This is a genomic window from Streptomyces sp. NBC_01320 (assembly GCF_035974375.1).
GTDB classification, from domain to species: Bacteria; Actinomycetota; Actinomycetes; order Streptomycetales; family Streptomycetaceae; genus Streptomyces; species Streptomyces yanii.
Genome location: NZ_CP108390.1, coordinates 6,382,125 through 6,400,076, shown reverse-complemented (window position 1 = coordinate 6,400,076; position 17,952 = coordinate 6,382,125). Strand labels below are relative to the sequence as shown.

Here is a 17,952-nt window from a genome sequence, read left to right as displayed (position 1 = left end):
TCACACCTGGGTCCGGTGGAAATTCATGAACGAACGCGAAGCCGTCGGCCCGCGCTGCCCCTGGTAGCGCGACCCGTACCGCTCGGAGCCGTACGGGAACTCCGACGGCGAACTCAGCCGGAACATGCACAGCTGGCCGATCTTCATGCCCGGCCACAGCTTTATCGGCAGCGTCGCAAGATTCGACAGCTCCAGCGTCACATGCCCGGAGAACCCGGGATCGATGAACCCGGCCGTCGAATGCGTCACAAGCCCGAGCCGCCCGAGCGAACTCTTGCCCTCCAGTCGCGACGCAAGATCGTCGGGCAGCGAAATGACCTCGTACGTCGAGGCAAGCACGAACTCGCCGGGGTGGAGGATGAACGCCTCATCCCCGTCCGGCTCGACCGTGCGCGTCAGATCCGCCTGCTCGACGGCTGGGTCAATATGCGGATAACGGTGGTTCTCGAACACCCGGAAGTAGCGGTCGAGCCGCACGTCGATGCTCGATGGCTGCACCATCGACGGGTCGTACGGATCAATGCGGACCCGCCCGGCGTCGATCTCGGCCCGGATGTCCTTATCTGAGAGAAGCACGCCCCGAGGATACGCAGAACGCGCGGGCCCGCCCCAACCGGACCGCCCCGCGCGTTCTGCGACGACCGTCCGCCGCCGCTCCTGCCCCCCGCTTCTACCGCCGCTCGAACTCCACCGGAACGGCCTGCCGCAACCGGGCACATCGCGGACAGCGGATAAGCCGCCCGGGCCCGATCCGACCGGCCCCGAGCTGCTGCATCGGGAACGAAGCGGTAGCGAAAATGTGCCCTTCGGCACAGCGGACGACGGTGCGCTCCATGGAGTCCATCAAGTCCCTTCCCCAACAAACCTTGGACGAGAAAGCCACATTAGGGGATGAACGGGACGCCACTCCAGGCGGCACTCCGACTATGTACGCTACGCCCCCAACTCCCGCCCGCAGCAACCGTATCCACCCTTGACGCACGGCACACAGGCCCCCGGTTCGTACACCGGGGGCCTGCCATGGGGTAGAGTGTGCGACGATGCAGCTGATCATTCAGTGCGCTTCGCGGGTGTAGTTTAATGGTAGAACATGAGCTTCCCAAGCTCAGAGCGCGAGTTCGATTCTCGTCACCCGCTCCATGCAAAAGCCCCAGGCCATCGGCCCGGGGCTTCTTTGTTGCCTGGACCAGTTCAAGCGTCCCGTGCCATATCCGTGCCAGATGCCTGGTCATCCAACGCTTCGCGCCGAGCCCGCACGAGCTGGTCGAGTCCGGCCGCCACCTCACGCTGCCGCTCCAGGTCGGAGTGCTGATAGATGAGCGCGGCGCGTTCGGTCGACTGCCCAGCGCGCACCATCGTGTCCTTCAGCGTCGCCCCGGAACGGGTCGTGAGGGTATGCCCGGTGTGACGAAGGTCGTAGAAGCGAAAGCCGTCAGAAAGGCCAGCCTTCGTACGCGCAGCACGCCACTTCCGCCCGAAGGTGGACCGGCGAAACGGCTTACCCTTCTCCCCCACGAACAGCAGTCCGTCCGGACCATTCTCGGCGTACCAGTCGAGATGCCGACGGAGGTCGGCCCGCAGAAAGGCCGGCAGAACCACAAGCCGCTTGCCCGCCTCGGACTTGGTCGGCCCCTCTGCCCGCTTGCCGGTGGTCAGCTCCGGGGCAGCCTGCCGGACCCGGACGGTCAGGTTGTCGAGGTCGACGTCCTTCCGACGCAGCTCGGCTTGTTCCTCCGGCCGGAGCGGTCCGTGGGCACCGAGGAAGACCATCAGCCGCCAGCGAGGCCCGAGGGCGTCGGCAAGCGCGTCGACCTGGTCGATGGTGGCGACAGGCCGTTCGGCCGCGGTCTCCTTTCCGGCACCTCGGATGCGGCACGGGTTCCGTCGGGTCAGCTCATCCTCGACAGCCGTCTCCAGGATCGCCTTGAGAAGCCGGTAGCTCTTGGCGACCGTGGTCTCGGCCCCGGTGGCGTCGAGTCGTTCCGAGCGCCAGGACCCGCGGGGCGCGGGGATCTGGTCGAGGTCCAGGCCCTCGAAGGCCGGCAGGATGTGCAGCCGCAGGAGCCGCCGATACAGGGGAGCTGCCGGGCGGAGTGCTGGAGCTGGACGAGTCCCCGGAGCAAGGGGTCAGCCGCGAGGTCTGGGAAGAGACCGGCATCCATGTCGAGGTAGACGAGCTCACAGGCGTCTACAAGAACACGGCCAGAGGCATCGTCGCCATGGTCTTCCGGTGCAAGCCCTCCGGGGGCACCGAGCGCACGTCAGCCGAATCAACCGCGGTCGACTGGCTCACCCCGGAGCAGATCACCGAGCGCATGTCCGAGGTCTACGCGATCCGCGTGCTCGATGCCCTGGACGAGGCCGGCCCCCACGTACGGAGCCACGACGGCCGCCGACTGGCCAAGACACCGTGACGACGACAGGGCCTCACCAGAGGATGAGCCGCGAGGAGGCCTTGCCCCTTGTGCAACGCCTCTTGACCGGTGACCTTGCCAGCGAGGCAGAGGGTAACGAGATCCTTGACGCCTTGGAGCGCGGACTCGCATGTCCTCACATCAGCGACTACATCTACTGGGACGCCGATCCCGATCTGAGCGCTGAGCCGATCGTCGATCGAGCGTTGGCCTACAAGCCGATCGCACTCTGACTCAAGCAGCGCGGTAAGAGTTTCTCTACTTCATCAAGGCGGCTCGCTCCGCTCGCCGCGCGCGCTATCGGCTCCAGCGCCGGGCCTGACGCTCCGCGCCTTCGGCGCCCGCTCTGGCCCGGCTCCGCCGGCGCGCGGCTGATCGAGCACACCAGATGCGAGACGGTAGCCCGCGGGGACCGGGCCGGATCGGCTCCACGACTTTTGCCGCGCCATCTGTGCCGGGTATCGGATCGAGCGAGCCTTGACGGGGCTGCCCAGCCCTAGGCTCAGCCTGCCCGGCCCGCTCCTTTGGCAGCCCTACGCCCTGCCTAGCGTTATGGCCGGTCAGAACGATGCCTCCGGCGGGGGCGCTCCGGCTCCGGGATGACGGGGCCAGTCGAGCGGGTGCAGGTTGGTTTGTGGTGGGGGTGGGGTGGGGTGCTGTGGCTGAGGCAGTCGGTACCGTGCAGCTCTCGAAGCGAACAACGACAAGGGGCAGCATGGGCGAGAATGCACCGCATCAAGACTTCCGGGTCGGCGACGTTCTACGAGTGAGCTGTCCGCCGGCCCAAGGTCGAGTGGCCGACGTGTCCCGCTTCCACGCTTCGGTCGAGTGGCCATGGGCCGAAATCGATCCACAGTCTGAGTTCAGGTGGAACGGCCAGAGGGCCTTCGCGATGTCGCCCGACTCCCCAGACTGGACCATGAGCCTGTTCAAAACCGACCCTGAGCCATGGAACCTGCACGTCGGTGACAGCTGCCTCGTAGGCATACCTGAGACGCTGGTGCGGATCATCGATATCGGCCGCTACGACCCTCCACAAGATGTGGGCTGGCTTCCCCGCCCTCACACGATGCTGGTCGTAGTGCCTGCCGACTACCCCGACGAGGCTCTTTCCGAGGACGACGGAGACACGATCGACCTCGACTCAGCGGCACCGGTGACGATCGAGCTGGTGTCTCGGAGCTGATCTGAACGTGCCCCTCACGTGCCCGATCACGCGGGATCTCACGGGGAACCACGGAGCAGACCACCCAGAAGACGCGACCGGCCCCTGACCATGTCTCCCGGTCAGGGGCCGTTCAACTGCGGTGGGTGTGGGATTTGAACCCACGGTGACATCGCTGCCACGACGGTTTTCAAGACCGCTACGCATGCGGCAAGCGCTGCGCGTTGACCTGCGCTCAAGCCCGCTTCGGGCTCCCGCAAGCGCACCTTGGCCCACACACGGCCCATGCCGAGAGCTCAGCTGGACTGAATACCGCTTTAGAGGCCGCGCACATGGGTGGGGCGGCGTCGCGTGCCGATGGGCGGCGCCTGGCGGCGTTGTCGTCGGTCGACGACTCCCCCACAGCTTTAAGTGCGTGGGAGATGCCCCCTCCGCGTCGCCTCCCTCCTCCGCCTTGCCGGGCTTGCCCCTCGCCCCGCTCCTTCCTCCACCCCACCTAGCCGCTCACCACCGCTCGAAGGCTGTGAAGGTATGGCCGCCGCCCCACCCGGCGACGATGATCCGCCCCTCGTGCTCGTAGAAGACGGACATGGGGTCGGGCACGTCGTCGCGGAAATGGCGTTCGTCGAGTTCCTCGCCGTTGTCGGCGTCGTACTCGAACAGGTTGCTGATGCGGCTGCTCTTGGTAGACCGCTCGCCCAGGACGGTGATCCGGTCGCCTCGCGCGGACAGCGCGGCGGCGAGTTCGTCCAGGGTCTCCTTCCACACTTCTTCGCCGGTCGTCAGGTCGAAGGCGACCAACCGGTGCTGCTGCCACTTCCTGTGCCGGAACTCCGCCAGCGCGTACATCCGCTCGCCGACGATCGCCGTCTGCGATGCCTTAGTCGCGGCGATCTTGCCGTAGTCGCCGTCGAACTCGATGGCAGGGCGCGGCCGTCCGTCCTTGCCGAAGGAGAAGTACGTGCCCGTGTCGAGGTTCGTGGACCGTCCGACGGTGAGCACCAGCGGGTCGGTCGATTCGATGGCTACCGTGGCGCTCAGGTTCAGGGGGCGGCGGGCGTCCATGGGGACATTCCAGTTCAGGGCGCCGCTTTCGCGGTCGAAGGCGGCCATCATCAGCTCGGCGCCGTCGGTGTTGCCGAAGCCCCAGTCATTGGTGTCCCGGCCGCCACATTCCAGGACGGCGAAGACCTGCTCCTTGCCGACGGAGACCTTGTGCGTGCCGCACTCGTCGGGCATGTCCGCCGTCCAGCGGGGCTTGCCGGTGCGCAGGTCGAGGGCGCGCAGGGAGGTGTGATCGTCCTTGGTCCGTGCCAGCCGCGCGTCGCGGTGGTCATGGGCGACAACGGCGATGTCGTCGCCCGCGTCCAGGAACTGGGAGCCCTGGCCAAATCGACCGGTCGCGACCTTGCGCTGGGCGGTCCACAGCTCCCGCCCATCCTTCACGTCGAGAGCGAGGACGGTCGCACAGCCCTTTCCCTGCGGGGCGGGTTCGCTCGTCTCGCCGCCCTCCTCCCCGTACGCAACGAGCAGGACCGACGCATCTGCGTGCCGCGCGCTCCCGCAGATCTGGGCGCGGCCGGGCGGCACGTACTCCCAGAGCTCCTTGCCATTCTGCCCGCCGGCGAGGCCGAACCCGGTCACCGCGTCGAACCGGCTGCGGACGGCGACGTCACCGACGACCCACGTACCGTTGGCATGGTCGTCGGTGGGTCGGTCCTTCGCGGCCGACCAGGCCCGCACCATGGCGTCGCCCGGCAGATAGCCGTTGTCAGACAGGAGCGAGGCCGTGATAGACCCGATCACCGCCAGAGCGACGACGGTCGTCGTCAGCGCCTTCGCGAGCGTTCTCCCCGACATCACGCGGCCCCCCTCGTGCTGTACATGTCCCCAACCCCCTTGCGGGCGGCTCCTCTTTGCTTCCAGCCGCCGTTCTTCGATCTTCGAACGATGGTCAGGGTAAGCCAGGGCTGCCCGGCTCAGAAGGGCAGGATCACAGCCTGCCCGAGTTGCCAGCGAGCGTACGGCCCCCTGATCATGCTCGACGCCGCGCACCTAGGCAGCGTCTCCAGCCGCAACGGGTTTCCCCACCTTCTGCCCGCAGCACGTAGCGCGCCGCCGGGCGCGGCCAGCCGGGGCGAAGACAGAGGCAGGCCGCGCCGCTGAGGCGGCGCGCGCCCGCGCCGTGCGCGGGCACTTGACGGGGTGGGGAAACTTCTATCGCTGTCCGCTCTCTGGCTGGACGACAAGGTGAGTGTGAGTACCTCACGGACCCGTGGAACCGCTGTACAGCAGCCCAGTACCGCAACCCCAGCAACCGCCCCCGTCCGCTAACGTCTCTCCGGGGCCTCGTAGCGGCCGGTATGGCCGTAGCTGACCGATCCGGCTAGAGCTACGGATCAGAAGGTGCCTGTGCCCCTGTCGTGCCCGCTTGGACGTGAACTGACGGGGAGCCACGGTGATTGACGGACAGCACGCATGAGAACGGCCCCCGACCGATTCACCTGGTCGGGGGCCGTTCAACTGCGGTGGGTGTGGGATTTGAACCCACGGTGACATCGCTGCCACGACGGTTTTCAAGATGGCTGAGGACTTGACTCAACTCGAGCGCTGATAGCTTCGGGAGCGTGATCGTGTACCAGCTTTGGCATGTTGGCCACCAGAACGAGGCCGGCAACAACGACTCGACCGTTCATGTCGACGAGTGCGGCGTCTTCATCGACGAGCAGGACGGCGACGACGTGAAACTGCTCGGCATCTACTCGACACGGGAGCGGGCAGAGGAGCGCATGAAGCGAGCCCAGCTGCTGCCGGGCTTCCGGGACGAGCCGGAGTGCTTCATCATCGACGGTTACGAACTCGATGAAGACGACTGGACCGAGGGCTTCGTACGGATCCCACCAGGCGAATAGCGGCAGCGACTACCGCGAGCAGTACAGCAGCAAAGTACAGCAACCCCACCAACCGCAGCCGACCGTCACCAGCCCCAGATGATCAACTGACCAAACGGGCAGACCCCAGCGACCGTCCTGCCTGTAGGTCGCATCGAGGGGCAGCTGACATCAACGACGGCGCGCAACGGCAGCATCGGACGGCCACCTGCAGCACCGAAGACGTCGGTGCGAGTAGGGGTGGCAGTTGTCCGGCCGAACTCCTAAAGCGGTGCTCGCGCCTCAGGCTGGCCCGTCTCTGGGCCGTCCAAGGGCACCCAGTAGCGGCCAAGGATGACCAATTACGGCCACTCTGCGGGACGCCAAAACCGTCCGGACCTGCAAAAACGCTGGCCATCGAAAGCGGCAGCAAAACCCAGGGCTAGAAGAAGCCGGGGCCAAGACAGCAATCGACTGGCCATTACGTCTCGCGGCCTCCACGATGGCCGCATGGACCGGTTGCAGGACAGCGCTTGGCAGTACGTGGCGGTGGTACTCCACGCCGAGGATCTTCCGATGGTCGCTGCGCACGCGCTCGTTGATGGCCATGACTCTCCCGCCCTGCGTGAGCTGGCTGGCCTGTCGCGCCGGAGCGATGCCGCTGAGGTCCGCGAGCTGTACGTCCAAGCTCTGGATGAGCTTGACGTGCACCTTCCTGACGAGGAGACGGCTGGCCGACGTCTCCTCGTGAGCCTCGCGTTCGGTCTGGCGCAAGGCGAGTTGAGCCCCAAAGGTGTGGCCGACCGGCTTTCGATGACGGTCGCAGCTCACACCCAGGAGGAGACGCAGTTTCTTTCCATCGCCGCCGACTACAGCGAATGGATCGGACCGGACGACCTCACGGGATGGGAACACGATCTACAAACCGCAGCCCACACTTTGGCATCCTCCACCGACCTTTCCCCAGCATCGTCGTACCAAGTTTGCGGCGTGACTGACTAACCCACCTGAGTCGCGCCCTCGTGCCAGACCCGTGCCAGTTAGAGCGGGCAACCACGGTCAATCAAGACGTGAAGCTGGCGGCCTGGGCGACCCCCGTGCGCGTATCATCGCAGGTCAGCGACATGCCGTGTCGCTGATGCTCGGTGATTCCCAAGCTCAGAGCGCGAGTTCGATTCTCGTCACCCGCTCCATGCAAAAGCCCCAGGCCAGCGGCCCGGGGCTTTCTTGTTGTCTAGACCGGTCTAAGCGTCGCGCACCACCTCGGCCAAACCAAGCCTGGATCCCTGCCGTCGTAAGCCGCGTCGCGCAACAGCAGATGGGCCGAGCCCTCGGAGACAGCTCGGGGGCTCACGCGTGTCCCGACTGTCCGGACGCCCCGCAGAGCCACCCCTGCGCAATTGTCCGTTTTTTGCGGTGTAGGAACTGCACGCTCCGGGCGACATCGCTCAACAGTCTTGCGAGCAGTGCTCAGACTGCGCGTAGAGGCGTCGGGCGAACGGTCCTAGGGCTGTTCCGTAACTGAAGGTGTCGTCGCTACTGACGTTCACCGCGACGACACTGCCGGCCTCGGCCGCGTCGAGGTCGACGACGTAGGGGCCCCCGCTCGACCCGACGCCCATGACGCAGGGGATCCGCAGCAGGGCACTACCGCGGTATTCGCGCGAATTGCCGCCTTCGCAGTGCAGGAGCCGGTTCGTGTACGGGTAGCCGAAGAAGTGGGTGCGGGTACCCGATTCAGCCATGAACAAGATGCGCTGGACGCCGGTCACCTCGGAAATACTCCGCCCGTCGTGGCCGGAGTTCATCTCCAGCATGGCGACGTCCAGGCCCTCGTCCTGCCACTCCTCGGCCATCCGCACCCGGCGCACCGTGAAGCCGCCGTAGGGGCTCTTGCCATCGCGGTAGCCAGGCACGAAGTAGAGCTGCTGGTCCCAACTCGCCGACCGGGAGGGCTTCCTGGCACCCGCCGTTCTGACACAGTGCGCGGCGGTTATCACCGTGTTCGTGCCGACCACAGTCGCCGTACAGGCACCCAAGCCGCCCCCTGCGCCCTGGGAGTACAGGCGGCCGACAGTACGGGCGATGAGACCGCCCTCCGCCCATTCAGGCTGCACGGGGTCGCCAATGGCGTCCCCGTGGGCCACGTTCGCGATGCCCGTGCCGGTCCAGTACGTCTCCACCCGACTGCGATCCTGTTTCGTGATCGCTGCGTCACGAACAACGATCTTCGGCTCGGCCGTCGACACACCAACACCCCTGTGGCTGTTGTGGCCGACCGTTCCCAGCGTGATCAGCACAGCCGCGACCGCACCAGCCCACGCGAGTCTGTTCCTCATGCCCATGCCCATGCCCAGCAGGTTCATCGGTCTGTCCGCACCAGCCACAACAACCCCACAGGTCAATCCCCCTGATCTTCGTGACCTGGCGGCTGACGGATCTTGCACCACCAGCCCGCCCCCAAGCAAGGAATTCACACGTTCACCCACCTTCGCCCCACCACGAGAAGACGGCGTCAATGAACAGCACGAGTACGGGTGTCCCAACTGTCCGACTGTCCGGTTAGGGCTGTAACCAGCAAGAACCGGCAGGGCAGTCGATGCTGGAGCTGTCCGGGGTGTCCGGTTACAGACGGCTGCAACACCCCGGGATGTTGCCGCCCGGTGGCGAAGCCACCCCTCGAAAACCGCGGGCGCCGAAGGCGCCTTTCCTCTCTCAAGAACGCGCACCACGTCGCACCACCTCCGCACCATCTGCAGCGGAGAACCACGGTCAGCAGCGGTAAACACCACCATGGCTCGGAGCGATGATCGGACGATATCCGTGCAGGCCAGAGCGCCCACAGCGGGACGTCTTCTCAGGATTCCCAAGTTCAGAGCGCGAGTTCGATTCTCGTCACCCGCTCCAGCAGGAAGCTCCCGGCCAGCGGCCCGGGGCTTCCTGCTGTCTAAAGGTCGTCCCGCAATGATGGCGGAACTACTAGCTCACCAGCGCCAGCGCTGACTGGTCTTCGCGGACCGCTGGGTCGGGGACGACAATCGCGGTCTCGGACTCGGTCGGGGCTTCCTTCTGGGCCTCTTCGACGATCGCCACGTCCTCGCTGGGGATCGCATCACTGGCCGAGGAGCCGCTGTTCTCCGCAGCGTCCACGCCGGTATCCACGATCTCGCCGATGGCGGTCTGAGACACGCCCTGTGGGCTGTCCACGACGACCGGCTCCGAGGCGACAATCACTTCGTCCGTAGCCGGGTCCGTGAGCGTTACGGCGACCACGCTCGGGGGACTACGTCGACGTGCAGTAACTCGACGTTCATCAAGTCGACGTGCAGTATTCCGTAACCCATAATCTGTAATTCTCGATTCGTTACCCATAGTCGGTTAATGGCTATGAGTAACGGACTCCGTAATAACCCGCATAAACGCGTACTCGAAAAAATTTCGCGGACTCGCACAACCATTCACTGGTGCCCCATGTCTGATCAGTGGAGTCAGCAGACTCCAGAGACTGACTGGATCGGGCGCCAGGGGCGTTTCAAAGTCCCGATGATCAGGTGAGTCTGCAGGTCATGGTGCTGCAGGGTGTCGAGGGTGACCCGTCACGGAAGCAACGAAACTCCGGTTGAACGGGGTGACCTTCCCAAGTCGCCCTGCTTCGCCGGAGTTTCGATGTGTCGTCAGTCTGCCACCGTCTGTCTGGTCAAGCCGCCCACCCTGGCGGGTGTCGCAGTGCTTCCGCTGGTGGAGCGGTTGCGGTTGCTGCCTGATCCCCGGCGCCGGCGCGGTGTGCGTCACCCGTTCGTGGCGGTGCTGCTGGTCGCTGCCTCGGCGGTGGTGGCAGGCGCCCGGTCGTACGCGGCGATCGGGCAGTGGTCCACCAGCGCCCCGCAGCACACGCTGGCCCGGTTGGGCGCCCGGACCGTAGGCGCGCTGGGCGTGCGCGTTCCGCCGAGCGCTGCCACGATCCGACGGGTCCTCGGCCGTGTCTGCCCGGGCGGCCTGGCCGACCTGACCGGCGCCGATCCCGCAGGCGCACAGTCGGTGGCCGTGGACGGCAAGGCCGCCCGCGGGTCGCGTCACGACCAGAGCCCGGCCGCCCATCTCCTGGCCGCGATGACCGACCAGGGGCGGACCGTCACCCAGCTGCGGGTGCCCGACAAGACCAACGAGATCACCTGCTTCGCCGCCCTGCTGGAGCCCTACGACCTGACCGGGGTCACCGTCACGGCCGATGCTCTGCACACCCAGCGCGCCCACGCGCGCTTCCTGGTCGAGGAGAAGAACGCGCACTACCTGCTGGTGGTCAAGGCCAACCAGCCCGGTCTGCACCGACAGGTGCGGTCACTGCCGTGGAAGGACGTCACCGCACGCCGCTACGACCGCGAGAGGGGCCACGGACGCAAGGAGACCCGCGTCACCAGGGTCCTCACGGTCACCGACCTCGGACTCGACTTCCCCCACGCCGTCCAGGCCGTGCGGATCCTGCGCCACCGCACCGACCTCAAGACCGGCGCGTGCACCCGCCAGACCGTCTACGCGATCACCGACCTGACCTCGCATCAAGCCTCGCCCCAACGCCTGGGCCAACTCGCCAGGTCGCAGTGGACCATCGAGAACCGGCTGCACTTCGTCCGCGACACCACCTTCCGCGAGGACGCCTCGAAGGTTCGGACCGGCCACGGGCCCGACAACATGGCGAGCCTGCGGAACTTGGCGATCAACACGCTCCGCGACGCCGGGCACAGCAACATCGCCGCCGGTCTCCGCCACGCTTCCTACGAACCGTTCACCCGCCCACTCGACCTCTTGGGCATCGCCTGACCGGCGCACTCACAAGATCAAGAGACTTTGCAGCGCCCCTGGATCGGGCGCCGCGGAAGCATGTAACAGAGCTGTCCCGTGCGCCCCTTTTTCAGACGTGGGGAAACACATGCGCATTCGTGCCTCTGTCGCCGCAGTGACAGGCGCCCTGGCCCTCTCCGCCCTCGCCGTCCCGGCGGCGCAGGCGGATGACAGCAACACCGTCTCCTCGTTCACGCAGAGCGTCGAGACCAACGCGGCGGTCAACCCGGCCGACGACGTCAGCGGAGACACCACGATCTCGAACGTGGTCGTAAACGGCGGCAAGGCCGTCGTCATGGGTGCGACCACGAAGAAGACCTTCACGGTCAGCTTCACCGCCACGGACGACTCGGGCATCGAGTGGGCGACCGCGGTGCTGTGGCACGGTTCGACCTTCGACAACCTCGACGGCGGCGTGGTGCCCAACGAGGACGAGGCCGTCTGCACCAAGGTCAACGACACGACCTCCACCTGCAAGCACACCTTCACTGTCGACGCCAACTACGACCTGCTGAACAAGATGGCCGGCGGCTGGAAGGTCTGGGCGATCGCTCAGGGCACGGACGCTGACTACGTCCAGAAGGACAACGCCAAGGGCTTCAGCCTGCAGCGCATGTCGAAGCTGACGGTCAACGCGTCCCCGGAGCCGGTGGTGAAGGGCAAGACCATCACGGTCACCGGCGCGCTGACCCGTGCCGACTGGGAGTCGAACAAGTACGTGGGCCTCAGCGGCCAGTCGGTGGTGCTGCAGTTCCGCAAGGCGGGCACCACCAACTACACCAACGTCAAGGGCATCAAGTCGACCACGGGCGGCGCGCTGAAGACCACGGTCACGGCGTCCACCGACGGCTATTACCGCTTCACCTACGTGGGTATCGCGTCCACCGCGACGGTCAGCGCCGCGGGTGACTACGTCGACGTGAAGTAAGTCGGCGTGAAGTAAGCCGGCGTGAGGTAAGCCGACGTGAGGTAGTCCATAGCCCCGTAGACGCGGGGCCCATAACGGATTAACGGATTTACGCGGGAAAGCGGCGGTCGACCCACCTCCACACGAGCTCCAGGGTGGCCGCCGCCACCACGGCGATACCCACCGCGACCCACGGCATCGTCACCCCGACCAGCTTCAACGCGAAGAAGTCCTGGAGCCAGGGCGCGGCGAGCACCAGCAGGAACGCCACGCCCATCGCGGCGACGAGGCAGATTCGCCACCAGGTGTACGGCCGGGCGATGATCACGAGCACTGCGCGTCCGGGGACTCCTCGGTTGGTGTCACGACCTCGGCCGTGACCGTCATCGACTCGGACACCTGGGCGGTTGCCGTCAGATAGATGGCATCCGTGCCAGCGTCGCTGTCCATGCCGAAGGTGGAGAGCAGGTACTCGGGCTCGGTGCCCGGCCCGGCAGCTCGACGCCAGCGGCCGCGCAGGCGCCAAAGGAAACATCGTGGTTCGGAGGCTCTCACTGCCGCCGTCAAGCTACCCGCGCGCTCCCTTCGGGCACTCGGATTGAGGAAGGACAGTGCGCCACTCGTCGAAAGGGCGGTCGCCGCGCGGGCGCCGGAGGCGCCTTACTTCTCTCAGGAACGCGCACCACGTCGCACCACCTCCGCACCATCTGCGGCGGAAAATCACGGTCAACAGCAGTCAACGCCACCGTGGCGCGAAGCGATCACTGGACGGTATCCGTGCAGGCCAGCGCGCCCACAGCGGGACGTCTTCTCAGGATTCCCAAGCTCAGAGCGCGAGTTCGATTCTCGTCACCCGCTCCATGAAAAAGCCCCAGGCCAGCGGCCGGGGGCTTCTTTGTTGTCTAGAACCTTTATGGACGCCGTGTCATAAGTGTCCTCACAGCGCGTCAGATTGAGACTCCAGTCGCCACTTCCCGCGACAGAGCAGCCGATAATCCCGAATGCCGAGACGCACGTCCTGGTGGCCTGCGCCACACACTTCAGGGTGCGGCCCGCTTGCGCTCAGGCTCGGCCGACGGCCGCCAAGCGGATCCGACCAGGACGCCGCCGACTCAACGGGTGGGTTCTGCTGGTGCAGGGGGCCAGGTCTGGATGTCGGTGCGGGCGATCCTCCCTCACCGCACGGGGAAGCCGAAGGAGTACCCCTGCTGCTTCAGCCAGGGCAGGACCTCGCGCAGAGCGGCCAAGGTCTGGGAGCGATCCCCTCCCGCGTCGTGGAAGAGGATGGTCGGTCCGTCGGAGATCTCGCTCTTGGCGGTGGCGACCATGGTGTCCACGCCGGGACGCTCGAAGTCTTTGGTGTCGACGTTCCAGCCCAACGGTCGCATCCCCCGGGACGCGGCGAGCTGCCGACTGTACGGGGTGAAGGCACCGCCCGGGGCCCGGTAATACTGTGGCCGGACGCCCCCGGACGCCTTGGTGATCATGCGTTCGGCATCCAGGATCTGCTGGGACTGGTAGGCCTCGGACCGGGTGTCCATGGTGGTGTCGTGCGAGACAGTGTGGTTGCACAGCCGGTGCCCCGCCGCCACGACCTCCTTGACCAGGTCCGGGTGTGCCTGGGCCTGCGTGCCCACCATGCAGAACGTAGCCTTCACACCGTTGTCCTTCAGCAATTGCAGCACCTGCGGCGTCCAGACCGGGTCCGGTCCGTCGTCGATAGTGATGTTGACGCCCCGGGCGCCGCGGTCCGAGGCGTGCGCGATGTCCGCCGCCACCTTGGCCACCTGGCCCTGGGCGTCCGGTGCTGAGACACGCGCTTGCGGCTGCCGCCCTCCGGCGGTGTCGGCCTGTGCGGTCCACACCGAGGTGGCAGCGGCCACCGCCGTCACCCCGAGCGCCGCCGCGAGAAGCCGGCCGTGCCATCCCCTTCCCTTGTGCCTTGCCATGTCCGCCCGCCCCTTTGCTGTCTCCGCCGAATGCCGTGCACCCATGAAGACACACGAACGCCCCTACAAGATCGCTCGGTTACCGATCACGGACAGATCTGCAGGGAGCCGGCGACAAACGCAGGAGTTCCGCGACAGGTGAGGGGGCGCAACGGCCTCGACAAGGTACCGGCGAGGGCGGCGGACACGGGTCCGCACGGATTCCGGCGGAGGCACACACGCATTGAACTCTGTGGCAGCCGAGTCCGACGTCGATCCCGTCGGCCACCGCTGACGCTCCAGGTTCGAGTGCTGACAGATCAGCCGGCACGCTCGGAGGACTGCTCTGCGCGGACCATCGTGTCCATGAGCGTGGCGCCCGACTGCGTCGAGAGCGTGCGTCCGGTACGAAGGTCGTAGAAGCGGAAGTTCTCCGGCATCCCGGCCTCACTCGGGCAGCGCTCAGCCCACGGCCTGGTGCAACTCGGTTCAAACCAGTCCGGGTTGCGGTTTCGGTTGCCGCGCCGATGCGGTCCTCGGTTTCCACAGTGCGATGGTCCTTACGTAGCCGTAGACCACCGAGGTCATCGCCAGCATGAGAAGTGGTCCGGACACCCACGGATGCTTCGCCATCTCCAGCGGTAGATAGCGATAAGACACCAAGAGCGCAGCGAAGACGGTTGCGCCGCAAGCGACCAGCTGGATACCTGATCGATCCCAGCCGCGGTCGAGCGAGCGCAGAGCTGCCTCGATCGTGAGCGTAAACACCACGCCGGCAATGAGATCCGCGCCGTAGTGGTAGCCAAATCCCAGCGTCGCGCAGAGCGTAGCTACCAGCCAGAACGTGCCTGCGAATCGCAGAAGCCGTGGGCCCGTCCGGGAATGAATGAAGATCGCGGTGGCCCACGCTGTGTGCAGGCTGGGCATGCAGTTCCGTGGTGTGATCTCGTCGAATGGCATGTGGTGCGGGGTATTGATCGGCGGCGGCGTTTCCGGCCACAGGTCGGCCACCGCCCATTGCTCGCTGGGCGGCGTTTCCGACCACAGGCTGACCGTCGCCCAGTGCTCGGCGCCGGTGCCGTAGGCGAAGATCGGTCCGACCACGGGGAAGATCATGTAGATGGTGGGCCCGAGGAGGCCGATCACCAGAAAGGTGCGCACCAGATGATGGCCCGGGAAGCGGCGCTCGACCGCCACGTTACGCAGTTGATACAGCGCGACGATGACCGCGGCCACCGCGAGCTGACCGTAGACGATGTCGAGAAAATTGAAACCGATCGGGCCGGTGGCCGTGACAATCCGGCCCATCAGCCACGACGGGTTGCCCAGCGCGTGATCGGCGGTTGCCACGTACGGGTCGAGCACCGCTTGGCGGGTCTTGGAGGTGATGAGTAGCCAGGTGTCGCCGGTCTTGCGGCCGGTCACCAGCAGCAGGCCCAGCCCGACGCCCTTCAGCAGCAGAACACGTTCCCGGCCGGTACGGCGAGTGACAGCGATGACCGCATAGCCCAGAAGAACCCACAACGCACCGTTGCCGAAAGGGTGACCGCCGGCCAGCTTGGCGTCGACCGCCCACCGGACCACCAAGAAGGCGACGTCGATACCGATCGCGGCAGCAGCCGCGATGAACCGTTGCCGCCGGGTGAGCACCACCATCATCAACGCCATACCGGCGTACAACAGGAAGCCTGATTTGGGGGCGAATATCACCTCTCGCGCCTGGCTGGTGATCGGCCCCGGCAGGCCGTAGCGGCGTGCGGCGATCTCCAGCGCGATGAGGAATCCGAGGGCCGCGACACCCGCCACGACCCAGAGTCTTATTCGTGGTTGACGCCACACGGAGAACATGGTTCTCCTGTTTATTCGCGAAAAAACCTGCGATGGCATATATCTCAATTGTCAGCCGATTTTCTATATTTTGATTGAAAGTCAGGGTGGGTTCGCTCGCCACCTTCCGGTCGGGGCTGCTTTCTCCCTCACCAAAAGCAGCCCGCCCGACGGGGGAAGACGGAAAGATCACACTCCGGGAAACGTGCGGGTGAGGTCCCTGCAGGGATGCGGACGTCGCGCAAGATGGGCTGCCGGAGAGCGCCCTGCCGAGTAGGTCAAATGTGGCTCCGCCCTTGACATCAGTGACTGACACCAACGGAAGCGGACCACGGCGATCGATACCGAACCGCAGTGGACTACCGATCGAGGCCAGGACCGAGTTATTCGAGACGGACGATCCCCCGTGACCGACCTGATAAGGATGAGGCCACAGGTTCAAAGGATCACCGTCATACCAGTAGGGGCGCCATCCCGGTGAAGACGGCGCCCCTACTGGACATCCGCTGAGACTCGACCAGGCGTGGTGTGACGGTCGCCTGTGGTCGAACCGGCGTTCTCCCGCATCAGGTCTCAGAAACGCTCTCAGCACGTGGCTATTGGACGTCCACGAAGTCGCCGGCCGCGTTGACCGCCGGAGTCGTCGTCGTGCCCGCGAAGCTGTAGCGGAAGTAGCCGTCGGTGGAGGCGGTGACGGTCGTCCTGAGGTCGCCCGTCGAGTTGGACTTGATCGTCTTCACCGTGGTGTAGGTGTTGCTGCCCTTCTTGCGGAACTGCAGCTTCACCGACTGGTTCGTGTAACCGTGGTACTTGTTGTCCTCCCAGTTGGCCCGGGAGAGCTTGCCGGTGACCGTGATGGTCTTGCCCTTCTTCACCGGCTCCGGCGAGGCGTTGACCGTCAGCTTCGAGTAGCGCTGCACCTTGAACGTGGTGGCCGCGTCCCGGTGGATGTAGTCGTAATCATTGGCGGAGACCAGCGTGCCGAGCTTCCAGGTGGCCGCCGCGCTGTTGCCGACGAAGCCGGTCGACGCCTGCGGGTCGAACGTCAGCGTGCCCGTGCAGGTCGACGTGGTGGCGCTCGCCTTGACGCACGTGATCTCGTCGTCCCAGATCTGTGCGTAATTCGGCTTCGGACCGAAGGCGCTGATGTACGTGGTCTCGGCGATGCCCGAATCGTCCGACGCGGTCACGGAGACCTTGGCGGACACCACCTTGGTGGTACCAACCACGACCGGTTTGCCGCCGTTGACGACGACCTTGTCGATCGTGATGTTGCCCTCGCCGCCGTCCTCCGCCTGGGCGGCAGTGGCGCCGATTGCGGTGGCGACCAGCGCGACGCTGGTGCCGAGCAGGGCAAGGCGCGCGGTTGTGCGCATGAATGTCCCCCCACGAAGTCTTTGATTGACCACAGGGAGCGTACGACGTTGGTCAACGGTTCACCACGTTGTTGTTTCAACGCCTCCATCACGCACGAATGCCTTCGCCTTCATCAGGATCCGCGAGTGTCGACGACGCTCATGCTCAAAACACCTAGCCGCTTGGGAGCGCCCCCGGACGCGTGATCCAGGGGGCGGATCGAACTCCTCGAGCGGGTGTCGCATCGGAGACGAGAGCGCAGGGCGGCCAAGTTGCTGCCATCCGTTCAGTAACTACCGTGTCCGCGTGGATGAAGAACCGGTGGTCATCAAGCTCACGCACGATCAGGCGTTCATCCTGTCCGACTGGCTCTACCAGGTGATGTTCAAGTCCGACGACCTCAGCGTCATAGTGAGGGACCGGTCGGTCTGGTCCGCCGTCCATGCCATCTCCGGGACGCTCGACAAGATGCTGACCGAGATCTTCATGCCCGACTACAGCGAACGTCTCGCCGCGGCGAAGCAGCGCCTCCGCGAAGCTATTGGCGGCGGCCAAGAGGCAACGCCTGACCGAGCCGTGTAATCGGGAAACCTCTGTCCCGCTTCATCAGAGTTTGATGGTTGTCACTGAGGATCGGTGACCACCA

The 17,952-nt window shown here is 65.8% G+C and carries 16 protein-coding genes, 2 tRNA genes and 3 pseudogenes; 9 read left to right on the top strand and 12 right to left on the bottom strand.

Features of this window, described 5'->3' with window-relative positions; genetic code table 11:
- On the bottom strand, window positions 1–576 hold the full coding sequence (dcd, locus tag OG395_RS29115; protein ID WP_037695496.1) for a dCTP deaminase: 576 nt from the start codon (window positions 574–576) through the stop codon (window positions 1–3).
- A gap of 490 nt (window positions 577–1,066) precedes the next feature.
- Here dcd and OG395_RS29110 point away from each other — a divergent pair.
- Window positions 1,067–1,140: transfer RNA gene (locus OG395_RS29110), tRNA-Gly, on the top strand.
- A gap of 51 nt (window positions 1,141–1,191) precedes the next feature.
- On the opposite strand, the pseudogene OG395_RS29105 reads toward OG395_RS29110, so the two are convergent.
- A pseudogene (locus OG395_RS29105) lies at window positions 1,192–2,076 on the bottom strand (tyrosine-type recombinase/integrase); the annotation flags it as partial.
- A gap of 5 nt (window positions 2,077–2,081) precedes the next feature.
- Here OG395_RS29105 and OG395_RS29100 point away from each other — a divergent pair.
- The 3 genes from OG395_RS29100 (at window position 2,082) to OG395_RS29090 (ending at window position 3,600) form a co-directional block, all read left to right on the top strand.
- Window positions 2,082–2,414, top strand: a complete 333-nt coding sequence (locus OG395_RS29100) for an NUDIX hydrolase (RefSeq protein ID WP_327249494.1) — start codon at window positions 2,082–2,084, stop codon at window positions 2,412–2,414.
- A 23-nt stretch (window positions 2,415–2,437) separates the two neighbouring features.
- Window positions 2,438–2,647 carry an e9imm peptide gene (locus tag OG395_RS29095; protein WP_327245565.1) on the top strand — a complete coding sequence of 70 codons (210 nt, stop codon included), beginning with the start codon at window positions 2,438–2,440 and terminating at the stop codon, window positions 2,645–2,647.
- A gap of 482 nt (window positions 2,648–3,129) precedes the next feature.
- Window positions 3,130–3,600, top strand: a complete 471-nt coding sequence (locus OG395_RS29090) for a hypothetical protein (protein WP_327245564.1) — start codon at window positions 3,130–3,132, stop codon at window positions 3,598–3,600.
- Window positions 3,601–3,722: 122 nt separating this feature from the next.
- On the opposite strand, the gene OG395_RS29085 is transcribed toward OG395_RS29090, so the two are convergent.
- Both OG395_RS29085 and OG395_RS29080 read right to left on the bottom strand, forming a co-directional pair.
- Window positions 3,723–3,815 (bottom strand) — tRNA-Ser (locus OG395_RS29085).
- Window positions 3,816–4,083: 268 nt separating this feature from the next.
- Window positions 4,084–5,439, bottom strand: a complete 1,356-nt coding sequence (locus tag OG395_RS29080; RefSeq protein WP_327245563.1) for an outer membrane protein assembly factor BamB family protein — start codon at window positions 5,437–5,439, stop codon at window positions 4,084–4,086.
- Between the two features lie 767 nt (window positions 5,440–6,206).
- On the opposite strand from OG395_RS29080, the gene OG395_RS29075 reads away from it, so the two are divergent.
- The gene (locus tag OG395_RS29075) at window positions 6,207–6,491 is read left to right on the top strand and encodes a DUF7336 domain-containing protein (protein WP_327245562.1); all 285 of its coding nucleotides are present in this window, start codon (window positions 6,207–6,209) and stop codon (window positions 6,489–6,491) included.
- A gap of 468 nt (window positions 6,492–6,959) precedes the next feature.
- Window positions 6,960–7,451 carry a hypothetical protein gene (locus tag OG395_RS29070; RefSeq protein WP_327245561.1) on the top strand — a complete coding sequence of 164 codons (492 nt, stop codon included), beginning with the start codon at window positions 6,960–6,962 and terminating at the stop codon, window positions 7,449–7,451.
- Window positions 7,452–7,897: 446 nt separating this feature from the next.
- Here OG395_RS29070 and OG395_RS29065 read toward each other — a convergent pair whose 3' ends face one another.
- Both OG395_RS29065 and OG395_RS29060 read right to left on the bottom strand, forming a co-directional pair.
- On the bottom strand, window positions 7,898–8,938 hold the full coding sequence (locus OG395_RS29065) for a trypsin-like serine peptidase (protein WP_327245560.1): 1,041 nt from the start codon (window positions 8,936–8,938) through the stop codon (window positions 7,898–7,900).
- A 490-nt stretch (window positions 8,939–9,428) separates the two neighbouring features.
- Window positions 9,429–9,722 carry a hypothetical protein gene (locus OG395_RS29060; protein WP_327245559.1) on the bottom strand — a complete coding sequence of 98 codons (294 nt, stop codon included), beginning with the start codon at window positions 9,720–9,722 and terminating at the stop codon, window positions 9,429–9,431.
- Window positions 9,723–10,115: 393 nt separating this feature from the next.
- Between OG395_RS29060 and OG395_RS29055 the strand changes: the two genes are divergently transcribed.
- Window positions 10,116–11,267, top strand: a complete 1,152-nt coding sequence (locus OG395_RS29055) for an ISAs1 family transposase (RefSeq protein WP_327241110.1) — start codon at window positions 10,116–10,118, stop codon at window positions 11,265–11,267.
- Between the two features lie 109 nt (window positions 11,268–11,376).
- Window positions 11,377–12,216, top strand: a complete 840-nt coding sequence (locus tag OG395_RS29050) for a DUF5707 domain-containing protein (protein ID WP_327245558.1) — start codon at window positions 11,377–11,379, stop codon at window positions 12,214–12,216.
- An 88-nt stretch (window positions 12,217–12,304) separates the two neighbouring features.
- Here OG395_RS29050 and OG395_RS29045 read toward each other — a convergent pair.
- The 6 genes and pseudogenes from OG395_RS29045 to OG395_RS29020 all read right to left on the bottom strand — a co-directional run.
- Window positions 12,305–12,529 (bottom strand): annotated as a pseudogene (locus OG395_RS29045) (hypothetical protein); the annotation flags it as partial.
- Window positions 12,520–12,645, bottom strand: a complete 126-nt coding sequence (locus OG395_RS29040; protein ID WP_327245557.1) for a hypothetical protein — start codon at window positions 12,643–12,645, stop codon at window positions 12,520–12,522. The pseudogene OG395_RS29045 and the gene OG395_RS29040, both read right to left, overlap by 10 nt.
- A gap of 725 nt (window positions 12,646–13,370) precedes the next feature.
- Window positions 13,371–14,144 carry a polysaccharide deacetylase family protein gene (locus OG395_RS29035; RefSeq protein ID WP_327245556.1) on the bottom strand — a complete coding sequence of 258 codons (774 nt, stop codon included), beginning with the start codon at window positions 14,142–14,144 and terminating at the stop codon, window positions 13,371–13,373.
- Between the two features lie 267 nt (window positions 14,145–14,411).
- Window positions 14,412–14,566 (bottom strand): annotated as a pseudogene (locus OG395_RS29030) (tyrosine-type recombinase/integrase); the annotation flags it as partial.
- Window positions 14,567–14,612: 46 nt separating this feature from the next.
- Entirely contained in the window at window positions 14,613–15,971 is a 1,359-nt protein-coding gene (locus OG395_RS29025) for a phosphatase PAP2 family protein (protein ID WP_327245555.1), read from the bottom strand.
- A 575-nt stretch (window positions 15,972–16,546) separates the two neighbouring features.
- Window positions 16,547–17,326, bottom strand: coding sequence for a calcium-binding protein (locus OG395_RS29020; RefSeq protein WP_327245554.1), 780 nt, complete (start codon window positions 17,324–17,326; stop codon window positions 16,547–16,549).
- Between the two features lie 286 nt (window positions 17,327–17,612).
- Between OG395_RS29020 and OG395_RS29015 the strand changes: the two genes are divergently transcribed.
- Entirely contained in the window at window positions 17,613–17,888 is a 276-nt protein-coding gene (locus tag OG395_RS29015; protein WP_327245553.1) for a hypothetical protein, read from the top strand.
- Window positions 17,889–17,952 lie beyond the last annotated feature (64 nt).